Origin of the sequence: Planosporangium thailandense (assembly GCF_011947195.1) — a bacterium.
GTDB lineage: Bacteria > Actinomycetota > Actinomycetes > Mycobacteriales > Micromonosporaceae > Planosporangium > Planosporangium thailandense.
This window is the reverse complement of sequence record NZ_JAATVY010000035.1, coordinates 18,049-31,126: the sequence shown is the minus strand read 5'-3', so window position 1 is coordinate 31,126 and position 13,078 is coordinate 18,049. Positions and strand designations below refer to the sequence as shown.

The window sequence follows — 13,078 nt, the reverse complement described above, 5'->3', positions numbered from 1 at the left end:
GGACCGGCGATCGTCCGAGCAGCTGGCAGAATCAAATGGTGACAACCGCAGCCCAGACCCCCTCGTTCTACGACCAGGTCGGCGGCGAGCCGACGTTCCGCAAGCTCGTCGACGAGTTCTATGCCGGCGTCGCCACCGACCCGCTGCTGCGGCCGCTCTACCCGGAGGCCGACCTCGGGCCCGCCGCGGACAGGCTGTGCCTGTTCCTGATGCAGTACTGGGGCGGCCCGAACACCTACTCCGCCACACGGGGCCACCCGCGGCTGCGGATGCGCCACGCCCCCTTCCGGGTCGGACCGGCCGAGCGGGACGCCTGGCTGCACCACATGCGCCGCGCCGTGGACTCCCTGAACCTGCCGTCCGAGCAGGAGACGGAGCTGTGGCACTACCTGGTACGCGCCGCGCACTTCCTGGTCAACACGGCCGACGAAAGCTGACGCTCATGATCGTGGAGAGTTCGAGGTGCCATAGGCCCACGAAACCTTCAGGATCATGAGCGTGTGAGTACCCCCACAACGCAGCAGGCCCCCTCCGAGGAGGGGGCCTGCTGCGTTACAGATGGGGTGACTGAAGGGACTTGAACCCTCGACACCCGGGACCACAACCCGGTGCTCTACCAGCTGAGCTACAGCCACCATGCCGACGCGAAGCGACGTTCGCGGCGCCGACCCATGATAGCCATACCCGCCCCACCCGCGTCGAGTGGGATCGGTGCGCGGCGTGTCAGGCTTCCTCGTCGGGGTTCAACAGCGACGCGGCCACCGCCTTGGCGGTGTCGACATCCGGCCCGGGCAACGGGACGAACACCGTCCGCCGGTAGTACTCCAACTCGCGCACGCTCTCGCGGATGTCCGCGAGCGCCCGGTGCGCCAGGCCCTTCGCCGGCTGGCCGAAGTACACGCGCGGGTACCACCGGCGGGTCAGCTCCTTGATCGACGACACGTCGATCATCCGGTAGTGCAGGTGCGCGTCCAGGCGGGGCATGTCCCGCGCCAGGAACCCCCGGTCGGTGGCGATCGAGTTGCCGCACAGCGGCGCCGTCTTCGGCTCGGGGACATGGCGGCGCACGTACTCGAGGATCATGTCCTCCGCCTGCGCCAGGCTCACCGTGGACTCGCGGACCGCGGTCGTCAAGCCGGATCGCTCATGCATCTGCTGCACCACGTCGGCCATGCCGTCCAGCACGGCGTCATCGGCGTGGATCACCACGTCGATCCCCTCGTCGAGCAGCTTCAGGTCCGGGTCTGTCACGACCGCGGCGACCTCGATGAGAGCATCGCGCGTCAGATCCAACCCGGTCATCTCACAGTCGATCCAGACCAAAAGATCACTCACGTAGACAGCGTAGTCCGCATCCAGGCATTTTCGTGGCGGGCCGCCCGGAAGCAGCGTTCCGCACCGGCGAGGCAACGGCACGGCAACCATGCGCGGCGACGCACGGTCAGCGCCGGCAGCGGAAGGACAGCGGACACCCGTCGGCGCGCCAGCATGGCACCTGCGATCAGGGCGTTCGGGCCGATAGAGTTGCCGGGATCCGGTTGGGACCGACCTGGGAGCGGCGATGCCCACCACACGCGCCGGCCGTGTGCGAATCGGCCCCCGCCGCGTCGTCGTCCTACTGGCGGTGTGGGCCGTCGCGGGCGGCGCCCACGTCTGGTACGGCAACCGTCACCACTTCTTCGACTTCGGCATCTACTACCGGGCGGTCCGCTGGTGGGCGGCCGGGCACGACCTCTACTCCTACAGCCAGCCCGACCCCGTACAGGGCACTCTCGGCTTCACCTACCCGCCCTGCGCCGCGCTGCTGCTGCGGCCGCTGGCCGCGCTCCCCCTCGGGGCCGCCCAGGCCGTGTTCACGGCGGTGTCCGTCGCGGCCGGGGTCGCCGCCCTCTGGTGCCTGATCGCCCCGGTGGCGGCCCGGTACGGGTACCCGGCGTGGTTCGCGGTGGCGCTCGCGATACCCGCGGCGAGCTGGCTGGAGCCGGTACGCGAGACGTTCAGCTTCGGTCAGATCAACTTCGTCCTGGCCGCCCTCGTCGTGATCGACCTGCTGGTGGCCGCGCCCCGGCGGTCCCGGCTCACCGGTGTCGGCATCGGTCTCGCCACCGCGATCAAGCTCACGCCGGGCATCTTCATCATCTATCTCCTGCTGACCCGGCGCTGGCGGGCGGCCGCGACCGCCATCGCCACCGCGCTCGCCGCGAATCTGGCCGGCGCCGCCGTCGGCTGGCACGACACCTGGTGGTTCTGGACCGAACTGCTGTGGAAGACCGAGCGGATCGGTCACCCGGACCGGCTGGAGAACCAGTCGCTCACCGGCTCGCTGGCCCGGCTCGGCGACGGAGTCGCCAACCGGCCCGTCTGGGCACTGCTGGCCGTCCTGGTCATGGCGTACGGGCTGTGGCGCGCCCGCCGGGCGGCAGCGGCCGGTGACGAGGCCAGCGGACTCACCCTGGCGGCGTTCGTCGGCTGCCTGGTGAGCCCGGTGACCTGGTCACACCATCTGCTGTGGTTCGTACCCGCGCTGGTGGTGCTGGTCGACGTCGCGCTGGAGCGGAGGCGGACCGGTCGACGGTGGTGGCCGCCGGCCGCGATGGCGGCTGTGCTCTATGTCACCACGACGTTCAGCATCATCAGTTGGTACGACTGGCACGTCGTCGCGCGCTCCGCCGGCCGGGGCGTGCCGGGCTTCCTGATCAACAACTGGTACGTGCTTCTCACGCTCGCGCTACTGGTCGCGCTGCCTTTCCGGCGGGCGCCGCAAGCCGAAGGGACGGCCGCCGCGCCGGTCGACGACCCCCGGACGCTGGCGGAGTGCGGTTCGTGGGGCGAGCCGGCATAGCACATTTTCACGGGAATAGACAGACCTTGTTGCCATGCTTTGCTCGCATTATCGTGTGGCTTGTCCGAAATGATCCCCACGGACAGCAAAGACGGCACATACGTACCGTTGCCGTCGACGACGGTCTGGTGCATCCCCCCGCGCCGGGTCGCCGACAACCCATAAAGTCACCATCCCCCCGGTGACATCAACAAAGTCACCATCCCCCCTGGTGACGAGTGTGGCCTCCGTCGCGGCGGAGGCCACAGTTGTTTCCGGCGGACGACACCCGCCACACCGGCTACGAGGTCGGCTTGACCAACGGGAACGGCAGGGTCTCGCGGATGCTGCGGCCGGTCAGCAGCATGACGAGCCGGTCGATGCCCATGCCCAGCCCGCCGGTCGGCGGCATGGCGTACTCCAGGGTGTGCAGGAAGTCCTCGTCGAGCTCCATGGCCTCCGGGTCGCCACCGGCGGCCAGCAACGACTGTGCCGTCAGCCGGCGGCGCTGCTCCACCGGGTCGATCAGCTCGGTGTACGCGGTGCCCAGCTCCATCCCGAACGCCACGAGGTCCCAGCGCTCGGCCAGCCGCGGGTCGTCGCGGTGGGCGCGGGTCAGCGGCGACACCTCGGTCGGGAAATCCGTGTAGAACGTGGGCGCCTCGGTGTTCGCCTCCACCAGCCGCTCGTACATCTCCAGCACCACGTGGCCGGGTCCCCAGCCCGGCTGCACCGGCACCCCGGCCCGCCCGGCCAGGTCACGCAGCCGCTCCAGCGACGTGTCCGGGTCGATCTTCTCCCCCAGCGCCAGCGAGATCGCCTCGTACACCGGCACGACCGGCCACTCGCCGCTCACGTCGATCTCCGCGTCACCGCGGCGTACGACCGGCGCGCCGTACGCGGCGGTCGCCGCGCCGATCACCAGGTCGCGGGCCAGCGCCCGCATGGAGACGTAGTCGCCGTACGCCTCGTACGCCTCCAGCATCGTGAACTCGGGGTTGTGGGTGGCGTCGGCGCCCTCGTTGCGGAAGTCCCGGCCCAGCTCGAAGACCTTCTCCACGCCGCCGACGGCGAGCCGCTTCAGGTAGAGCTCGGGCGCGATGCGCAGGTAGAGCCGCATGTCGTAGGCGTTGATGTGGGTGGTGAACGGGCGGGCGTTGGCGCCGCCGTGTACCCGCTGGAGGATCGGGGTCTCGACCTCGAGGTAGCCCCGGTCGATCAGGGCGGTGCGGACCGCGTGCAGGGCCGCGGAACGCACCCGCAGCATGTCCCGCGCGCCCGCGTTGACGATCAGGTCCAGGTGCCGCTGGCGTACCAGCGCCTCCGGGTCGGTCAGGCCACGATGCTTGTTCGGCAGCGGGTGCAGGCACTTGGCGGTCAGCGTCCACGACGCGGCCCGGACCGAGACCTCGCCCCGCCGCGTCGTGATCACCTCGCCGGTGACGCCCACGTGGTCACCGAGGTCGACCGCCCGCTTCCAGTCACCGATCACGTCCCGGTCGAGCATGACCTGCACGTCGCCGGACCAGTCCCGCAGCGTGGCGAACAGCAGCCCGCCGTGGTCGCGGACCAGCATCACCCGGCCGGCGACCGCGACCTGCTCACCGGTCGCCGTGTCCGGCGCGAGCCGCGCGTACGCCGCCCTGATCTCGCCACACCCGCGGGTACGGGCAAAGCCCGGCGGGTACGGCTCCACCCCGGCGACCCGCAGCGCCTCCACCTTCGCCAGCCGTACCCGGGTCTGCTCCGGCAGCGCCGGGACGGCGGCGGACGGGGCGTCGGTGACGACGGCGGGCTCCGGCTCGACCGAGACCTCCTCCGGCAGCGCCTCGGCCGGCCGGGCGGCGCCCCGGCGCAGCAGCGTGCGCAGGCTCGGCACGACCACGAAGCCCTCGGCGATGCCGGAGGCGAGCCCGACCTTCGCCAGGTCGCGGATGTCTTCGAAACAGACGTAACGCGGCACCCACTCCGGCCGGTACTTGACGTTGGAGCGGTACAGCGACTCCAGCTGGAACCACCGGGAGAAGAACAGCAGGAACCCGCGCCAGGCCCGCAGGATCGGCCCGGCGCCGATACGCGCGCCCTCCTCGAACACCGAGCGGAACACGGCGAAGTTCATCGAGATCCGCTCGACGGCCAGCTGCGGCGCGGCGGCCACCAGCTCGGCGACCATGAACTCCATGAGTCCGTTGTCGCTGGACCGGTCACGGCGCATCAGGTCCAGCGACAGGCCGGTCGTCCCCCACGGGGTGAACGACAGCAGCGCCACCTCACGCCCCTGCGCATCGAGGGCCTCGACCAGTACGCACCGGCCGTCGGCGGGGTCGCCGAGCCGGCCGAGGGCCATGGAGAAGCCGCGCTCGGTCTCGGTGTCGCGCCAGCGGGCGGCGAGGTCGATGATGCGGGCCATCTCGTCGGAGGAGATGTCGGCGTGGCGGCGGATGCGGGACGTGTAGCCGGCGCGGCGCACCCGGTTGACCGCCTGGCGCACCGGGCGCATGTCCCGGCCGTCGAGCGTGAAGTCCCGTACGTGGATGATCGCCTCGTCACCCAGCTGGAGCACGCGCAGCCCGGCCCGGGCGTACGCGGTCGCGCCGTCGGTGCTGGCGCCCATCACGGCCGGTGTCCACGCGTACGCCCGGCACAGCTCCAGCCACGCGGCGATGGCCGGCGGCCAGGCCTCCGGGTCGCCGATCGGGTCGCCGCTGGCCAGGCAGACGCCGGCGACGACGCGGTAGGTGACGGCGGCCTTGCCGGTCGACGAGAACACCACCGACTTGTCGCGGCGGGTGGCGAAGTACCCGAGGGAGTCGCGCTCGCCGGAGGCGGCCAGCAGCGCGCGTACCCGACGCTCGTCGTCGGGGGCGAGGGCCGCCGCGGCGCGCTGGGACCGGAACAGCACGTACAGCGAGGCGAACAGGCTGATCGCGCCGAACAGCCCGAGCACCAGGTTGACCCAGCCGGGCGCCCGGCCGGAGCGGGCGATGTCGAACACGAACGCGCCACCGCTGACCTTCTCGGCGGCGTACGTGAACTCGTGGGCGTTGGTCCGCAGCGAGCCGGGGAACGCCTCCACCAGCCCCCAGCCGACCACCGAGAAGAAGCCGAGCATGACGACGACGGTGGCCAGCGCCTTGGGCAGGCTCGCCCGCTGCACCCGCGCGTAGAACTGCCGGTGCGACACCGCCAGCACCGCGATGACGGCGACGGTGAGCACCAGGTTGCCGGCGGCGAGCCACGGTTCGAACGGTTTGAGGTCGTTCTCCCAGTAGTCCGACGGTGAGGTGCGGATGAGGTCGTACACCCCGAACAGCGCCAGGTCCGCGGCGGCCTGCAGACCGAAGCCGACCACCAGCATCCAGAACGCCACCCGTTTGCGGTGCGCCACCGCGACGGCCAGCACCCCCACGAACGCCGCGTAGCCGAGGTTCGCCGGCGCCGGCATCAGTAGTTCGTCCACGGCCACCCGGGCCCACTGGACCCGGTGGTGGAACGCCGCGCTGACCGCCGCGACCGCGCAGAGCAGCGCGAGCACCGTCAACACCCCGGCGACCACCGACGGAACCCGGTCCCGCCAGTCGCGCCGGGTGTCGCGCGACCGCCTGCCCGCTCCCCGTGCTGCTACCGCTTCGGACACCGCATCTCCCCGTGAAGCCACCGACGAGCCCAAAGATAGGCGCTCAAGGCGACCCAACGCCCGCCCGCCTGTCGGGATTTCACCGAGCGGCAGCTGATCAGCAGGTCAGGACACGGGTACCCGCGCGACCACGGTGGCGGCGTCGATGTCGGTGGTGCGCAGCGTGAACCGTAGCTCCCAGGTGCCGGCGGCGGGTAGCTGGGCCTGCGCGACGGCGTGGCTGTCGGTGATCGGCAGGGTCGGCAGCGCGACCGGTTCGATGCCCTTGGCGGGCAGCGCGGCGGTGGCCGTCCACTCCTTCACCGACACGGGACTGCCGTCCGGCGCGAAGGCGTACAGGTGGACGGTGTTGGCCCCGACGGTCGAGGGTTCGATCTGCACCTGGAGCGAGTACAGCTTCGTCGTCAGCGTCGCGCTGTAGGGCTGGTCCTGGCGGCTCGCGGTCTGCTCGAGGGCGGCTCGCGCGGGCGTGGTCTGCACCAGTGTCGAGGTCAGTCCGAGGATCAGGACGGCGCCGATCAGCTCGACCAGGACCGACCGGCGCAGGCGCTTGCGTACCCACGCCGCGTCCGCGGTGGCGGCGTCCGCGTCGCCGATCTCGTCACCGTCGCCGTCCCTGTCGCCGCCGACCTCATCGTCGTCGGTCTCGACGCCGTCGCCGTCCTCGTCATCGCCGCCGACCTCATCGCCGCCGACCTCATCGCCGTCGGTCTCGACGCCGTCGCCGCTGCCACCGGCCGGCGACAGGGCGACCAGCGCCGGGGAGCGCCCCGTCCGGGCCCCTGCCTCGGCCAGCCCGACAGCGGCCAGCACGGCCTCACCGCCCGGCTCAGCGGTACGAGACTCGTCGGACTCGCGCAACGGCCGGAGGGTCAGCCGGCGCGAGTACCAGGCGACGGCGAGCACCAGGGCCACCACCCCGACCTTGCCCAGCAGCAACCGGCCGTACGTGGTGCCGTACAGCCCGCGCGGCGACCCGAGTGAGACCAGCGCCTGCACGACGCCGGCGACCACGAGCACGGTGACGGCCGTCATCGCCCACCGCGACCACACCGGCAGGATCGCCGTCAGTTCACGGGCGTTGGCCCGGCGCAGCAGGAACCCGAAGAGGGTGATCAGGCCGCCGATCCAGACGGCCATCGCGCCGAGGTGGGCCGCGTCGGCGACCGTGGTGACCACGGGCACCGAGGTCGCCGCGGGGTGACCCGAGATCGGCCAGGTGGCGAACCCGACCACGGCGAGCAGCCCGACGAGCGTACGGTCGGTCCAGCCCGCGCTTCCACCCGCGCCGGCCGGGCGGTTGACGAAGACCGGCAGCAGCACCAGCAGCGCCGCGACGACGCCGATGCGGACCAGGTGCGCCGCGCCGTACTGGCTGTTGAACACGTCGCTCAGGTCGGTGGCGCTCGCCCCGAACAGACCCGTCCCCGCGTGGTAGGGCGCCTCCAGGTACTCCTCCGCCAGCGACGACAGGACGACCAGGCCGGCACCGATCTTGATCATCTGTAGCGGACGGCGCCGGGACAGCCGCCGGGGCCACAGCACGGTCAGGATGAGCGCGGGGCCGGTCACCAGGATCAACCCGGCGTAACCGATGTAGCGCGCGGCGCCGAGCAGCCACTCCACCAACGGATCGGTCCGGGTGCCGCCGGCGCCCACGGTCGGCGGGCTCTGCGACGGCGCGCCGATCGAGAACGGGATGGCGCCGAAGACCGGGTGGCTGTCCGCCGAGATGACCCGGTAGCTGATCAGATAGGTGCCGCGGGTGGTCGTCTGCTTCATCGGGATGTGCAGCCGCGGGCCCTCGGTCCTCGGGGCGCCGCCGTCGACCGTACGGCCGTCGGGGCCGATGATGTGGATCTTGTTGGGCACGATGCGTACCGGCTCACTGAACGTCAGCACGGCCTCGGCCGGCGCGGTCGGCAGCACCGCGCCGGACTGCGGGTCGGTCTGCAGCAGCGCGGCGTGCGCGCTCGCGGGGGCCGCTGGGCCGGCGAGCACGGCCAGCACGCCGAGGATCAGCCCGGCGAGCGCGACGAGGGGACGGCAGCGGGTCACGCGACCATCCTGACGGCTGCGCGTACCGTCGTCACGTGGGCATCGGTCAACCCTCACGTGGCGGGTAGTCGGCCGGGCCCTCGGGAAAGTTCCACCGTTCGCGACGACACCGCCGACATCAGGTACATTTTCCGTGAATCAAACAGTGATCTAGATCACCATTGGAACCGAAACCGGGTGAAAGCGCGACCAACCCTGGTGAGCAACACGTACCGCTGGGCCACAGCGCGCCCCTGGCTGGGCACGATCGCCCGGGTTGGGCTGGCCGCCGTGTGGCTGATCGCAGGCGGGGCCAAGGTCGGCGACCTCGCCGGATCCGGACGCGCCGTGGCCGCCTTCAAGCTGATGCCGGCGGATGCGGCCCGCTTCGTGGGCGCCGCCCTGCCATTCATCGAGATCGCTCTGGGCCTCCTGCTGCTGCTCGGCCTCGCGACCCGACTGGTCGCGGCGATTTCCGCTGTCCTTTTCGCGGTCTATATCGTGGGAATCGCGAGCGCGTGGGCTCGGGGACTCTCCATCGACTGCGGCTGCTTCGGCGGAGGCGGGCAGCTTGCGACGGGCCAGCACCCGAACTACGGGCCGGACATCATCCGGGACCTCGGGCTGCTGGTGCTCGCCGGGTTCCTGGTGGTCTGGCCGCGTACCCGCCTCGCGGTCGACAAGTGGCTCCTAGTGGAAGAGGCAGCATGAGTTCCCGGGTCAACAAGAAAGAGGCCGCCCGCGTCGTACGCGAGCAGATCGCCCGGGAGCGGGCCCGCGCCCGCCGGATGTGGGTGTCGATCGGGGTCGTGGCGGTGCTCGTGATCGCCGGCTTCATCGGCTTCGGGGTGTACCAGAGCCAGCGTTCGTCGAGCTACGCGACGCCGCCGCACGCCACCGCCAACGCGGACGGCCTGGTCGTCGGCTCCGGGCCGAAGACGGTCGAGGTGTACCTCGACTTCATGTGCCCGGTCTGCAACCGCTTCGAGCAGGAGTCCGGCACGGGCCTCAACCAGATGGTCTCCGACAAGAAGATCAAGCTGGTGTACCACCCGCTCGCGTTCCTCGACCGCAACTCCACGACCAACTACTCGACCAGGTCGGCGAACGCGTTCGCCTGCGCCGCCAGCTCCGACAAGCTGCAGCCGTACCTGCAGGCGCTGTACGCCAACCAGCCGCAGGAGGGCGGCGCGGGTCTCCCCGACGACAAGCTGATCCAGCTCGGTCACAGCGCGGGGGTCTCCGACTCGGCCTTCGACAAGTGCGTACGCGACGGCACGTACAAGTCCTGGGTGCAGCACGTCACCGACAAGGCGGTCAACCGCGGCGTGACCGGCACCCCGACGGTGTACGTCGACGGCAAGCAGATCGAGAACCCGACCCTGACCAACATTCAGCAGGCCGTCGGCGCCTGACCGGTAGGTTGACGTCATGACCCAGACTCGACTCGCCCCGGGCGACCCGGCCCCGGACTTCACGCTGCCGACCGCGGACGGCGGCCAGCTGTCCCTGTCCGACCTGCGCGGCCGCAAGGTCGTCCTGTACGCCTACCCGGCGGCCATGACGCCCGGCTGCACGACGCAGGCGTGCGACTTCCGCGACTCGCTCGCCTCGCTGCAGGGAGCCGGGTACGCGGTCGTGGGGATCTCGCCGGACAAGCCGGCGAAGCTGGCCAAGTTCGTCGAGCGGGACTCGCTGACCTTCCCGCTGGTCGCCGACGAGGACAAGTCGGTGCTGACCGCGTACGGGGCGTACGGCGAGAAGCAGAACTACGGCAAGACCGTGCTCGGCGTCATCCGGTCCACCTTCGTCATCGACGAGGACGGCCGCATCGAGCGGGCGCTCTACAACGTGAAGGCGACCGGCCACGTCGCGAAGCTGCGCCGCGAGTTGGGCATCTGACCCTTCCGCGATCTTGGACACTTGGCGGTGTTATCGGCCCGCTGGGTGTCCAAGATCGCGGAGATGGCCTCTAGACTCAGGGGCGCCGCGCGGGAGTGGCGGAATGGCAGACGCGCCAGACTTAGGATCTGGTGTCTTCGGACGTAGGGGTTCAAGTCCCCTCTCCCGCACCAGGAACGGGAACAACTCGCCAGTGCGTGCTGTTGTGCAGGGCGTCGGTGTGCTGAGTGTCCCCCGGGCTACAACCTTTGCCTTCGCGGAATACCGTCCGGCTGGAGCCGCGTCGCGCCACTCGCCGAGAGGCGACCTGCACACCGGCCCTACGTAACGCCCCCGTGGTCTGCACGACCGCGGGGGTTTTGCGTCTGCGCCCGGCGCTTCCCGGCCCGGCGCTGCCCGGCCCGGCGCTTCCCCGAAGGATTGAATAGTGGTTCAATTCTTGTATGGCCTACCGGAGCACCGACCGCGTGAAGGCCCGGCTCAGCGCCTCCCGGCAGCGGATCGTGACCGCCGCGCTGGAGATCATGGCCCAGCACGGGTACGCGGGCTGCTCGGTCGCCGCCGTCGCCGAGCGCGCCGGGATCGCGACCGGCAGCGTGTACAGCCACTTCCCGACCAAGGCCGACCTGTTCGCCGAGGTGTTCCGCATCGCCTCGCAGCGTGAGGTCGACGCGGTCTCCCGCGCCGCCGGCCTGGAGGGCACGATGGCGGCCCGGATCACCGCGGTGATCGAGACCTTCGCCGGCCGCGCCCTGCAGTCGCCCCGGCTGGCGTACGCCCTGCTCGCCGAGCCGGTGGACCCGGCCGTCGACGCCGAACGACTGGTCTTCCGCCGGGCGTACGCGCACATCATCGCCGGATACGTCGCCGACGGCATCGCCCGCGGCGAACTGCCGGCGCAGGATCCTGACCTGACCGCGACCGCGCTGGTCGGCGCGTTCGCCGAAGCCATGGTGGGCCCGCTCGCCGCCGGCGTGGCCGGCCCGGACACCATCCCCAACCTGATCGCCTTCGCACACCGCGCCCTTGGAGTGTCGCCATGACCACACACGAGGTCTTCAACCAGGTCCCACCGCTGGTCGACTACGACGCGGCGGACGACCCGGCCCTGCTCGACGCGCTGGAGCGGGAGGGCGCCTGCTGGGCCGCCGCCGAGGTACACGAGCTGGGCCGGCTGGGCGGCTCCGAGCAGGCGATCGAGTGGGGGCGGCTGGCCAACGAGCACCCGCCCGTCCTGCGTACCCACGACCGCTACGGCCACCGCATCGACGAGGTGGAGTTCCACCCCTCGTGGCACGACCTGATGCGCACCGCCGTCGCGTACGGGCTGCACGCCGCCCCATGGGCCGACGACCGCGTCGGCGCCCACGTCGCCCGGGCCGCGAAGTTCTACACCTGGCGTACCGACGCCGGCCACGGTTGCCCCATCTCAATGACGTACGCGTCGGTACCGGCGCTGCGGCACAACCCCGACCTGGCGGCGGCGTACGAACCGCTGCTGACCGCCGGGGTGTACGACTTCGGGCTGCGGGCGCCGCTGACCAAACGGGGGCTGCTCGCCGGCATGTCGATGACCGAGAAGCAGGGCGGCTCGGACGTGCGCGCCAACACGACCACCGCCCGTCCGCAGCCCGACGGCAGCTACCGGCTCGTCGGGCACAAGTGGTTCACCTCGGCGCCCATGTGCGACGTCTTCCTCACGCTCGCCCAGACGCCCGGCGGGCTCACCTGCTTCCTGGTGCCGCGGGTCCTGCCCGACGGCACGCTCAACCCGCTGCGGCTGATGCGGCTCAAGGACAAGCTGGGCAACCGGTCGAACGCGTCGAGCGAGATCGAGTACGAGGACGCGGTCGCCTGGCGCGTCGGCGACGAGGGCCGGGGCGTCCGCACGATCATCGACATGGTCAACCTGACCCGCCTCGACTGCGTCATCGGCGCGGCGGCCGGGATGCGCCAAGGCGTGATCACGGCCGTCCACCACGCCACCCACCGCAAGGCGTTCGGCCGGTACCTGATCGACCAGCCCCTCATGCGCAACGTGCTCGCCGACCTCGCGGTCGAGTCGGAGGCCGCGACCGTCCTGATGATGCGCCTGGCCGGGGCCACGGACCGGTCCGCGCGCGGCGACGCCGGCGAGACCGCGTTCAAGCGGCTGGCCCTCGCGGTCGGCAAGTACTGGATCTGCAAGCGCTGGCCCGGACACGCCGCCGAGGCCCTCGAATGCCTGGGCGGCAACGGCTACGTCGAGGAGTCGGGCATGCCGCGCCTGTTCCGCGAGTCGCCGCTGAACGGGATCTGGGAGGGCTCGGGCAACGTCGCCGCCCTGGACGTGCTGCGCGCCATGACCAGGGAGCCCCAGGTCATCGAGGCGTTCCGGGCCGAGGTGGCCGCGGCGGCCGGCACCGAGCCCCGACTGGACGCCGCGGTCCGCCAGGTCCAGGCGGACCTGTCCGACCCGGCCGACGCCGAACTGCGCGCCCGCCGCGTGGTGGAGCGGCTCGCCCTGGTCCTCCAGGGCGCGCTGCTGGTGCGGCACGGCCACCCCGCCGTCGCCGACGCCTTCTGCGCCTCGCGCCTGACCGGCGACCACGGCCAGGCGTACGGGACGCTGCCGGCCGGCGTCGACTTCGCCGCGATCATCGCCCGCGCCACCCCGAAGGTGAGCTGACCAGGACCCGGCC

The 13,078-nt window shown here is 71.3% G+C and carries 10 protein-coding genes and 2 tRNA genes; 8 read left to right on the top strand and 4 right to left on the bottom strand.

Annotation, left to right across the window (positions count from 1 at the left end):
- Nucleotides 1-35 precede the first annotated feature (35 nt).
- Complete coding sequence (locus HC031_RS28970; protein ID WP_167928625.1) at nt 36-437, top strand: globin; 402 nt, start codon at nt 36-38, stop codon at nt 435-437.
- Between the two features lie 122 nt (nt 438-559).
- Here the strand turns inward: HC031_RS28970 and HC031_RS28965 are convergent.
- Nucleotides 560-635 (bottom strand) — tRNA-His (locus HC031_RS28965).
- 88 nt (nt 636-723) lie between these two features.
- On the bottom strand, nt 724-1,335 hold the full coding sequence (gene orn / locus HC031_RS28960; RefSeq protein ID WP_167928624.1) for an oligoribonuclease: 612 nt from the start codon (nt 1,333-1,335) through the stop codon (nt 724-726).
- A 226-nt stretch (nt 1,336-1,561) separates the two neighbouring features.
- On the opposite strand from orn, the gene HC031_RS28955 reads away from it, so the two are divergent.
- Nucleotides 1,562-2,842: a glycosyltransferase 87 family protein gene (locus HC031_RS28955; RefSeq protein WP_167928623.1), complete on the top strand. Its 1,281-nt coding sequence runs from the start codon at nt 1,562-1,564 to the stop codon at nt 2,840-2,842.
- Between the two features lie 280 nt (nt 2,843-3,122).
- Here the strand turns inward: HC031_RS28955 and lysX are convergent, their stop codons facing one another.
- Both lysX and HC031_RS28945 read right to left on the bottom strand, forming a co-directional pair.
- On the bottom strand, nt 3,123-6,458 hold the full coding sequence (gene lysX / locus HC031_RS28950; protein WP_167928622.1) for a bifunctional lysylphosphatidylglycerol synthetase/lysine--tRNA ligase LysX: 3,336 nt from the start codon (nt 6,456-6,458) through the stop codon (nt 3,123-3,125).
- A gap of 105 nt (nt 6,459-6,563) precedes the next feature.
- On the bottom strand, nt 6,564-8,516 hold the full coding sequence (locus HC031_RS28945) for a copper resistance protein CopC (protein WP_167928621.1): 1,953 nt from the start codon (nt 8,514-8,516) through the stop codon (nt 6,564-6,566).
- A gap of 177 nt (nt 8,517-8,693) precedes the next feature.
- Between HC031_RS28945 and HC031_RS28940 the strand changes: the two genes are divergently transcribed.
- From HC031_RS28940 to HC031_RS28915, 6 genes are all read left to right on the top strand, one after another.
- Nucleotides 8,694-9,206 (top strand): MauE/DoxX family redox-associated membrane protein, encoded by a 513-nt coding sequence (locus HC031_RS28940; protein ID WP_338090881.1) that lies wholly within the window; start codon nt 8,694-8,696, stop codon nt 9,204-9,206.
- Nucleotides 9,203-9,910 carry a DsbA family protein gene (locus HC031_RS28935; RefSeq protein ID WP_167928620.1) on the top strand — a complete coding sequence of 236 codons (708 nt, stop codon included), beginning with the start codon at nt 9,203-9,205 and terminating at the stop codon, nt 9,908-9,910. The genes HC031_RS28940 and HC031_RS28935 overlap by 4 nt, the downstream gene beginning before the upstream one ends.
- A gap of 16 nt (nt 9,911-9,926) precedes the next feature.
- Nucleotides 9,927-10,397, top strand: a complete 471-nt coding sequence (bcp, locus tag HC031_RS28930) for a thioredoxin-dependent thiol peroxidase (RefSeq protein WP_167928619.1) — start codon at nt 9,927-9,929, stop codon at nt 10,395-10,397.
- Nucleotides 10,398-10,486: 89 nt separating this feature from the next.
- Nucleotides 10,487-10,570, top strand: a tRNA-Leu gene (locus HC031_RS28925).
- Between the two features lie 270 nt (nt 10,571-10,840).
- Complete coding sequence (locus tag HC031_RS28920; RefSeq protein WP_167928618.1) at nt 10,841-11,440, top strand: TetR/AcrR family transcriptional regulator; 600 nt, start codon at nt 10,841-10,843, stop codon at nt 11,438-11,440.
- The gene (locus HC031_RS28915) at nt 11,437-13,065 is read left to right on the top strand and encodes an isovaleryl-CoA dehydrogenase (protein WP_167928617.1); all 1,629 of its coding nucleotides are present in this window, start codon (nt 11,437-11,439) and stop codon (nt 13,063-13,065) included. Before HC031_RS28920 ends, HC031_RS28915 begins: the two co-directional genes overlap by 4 nt.
- Nucleotides 13,066-13,078 lie beyond the last annotated feature (13 nt).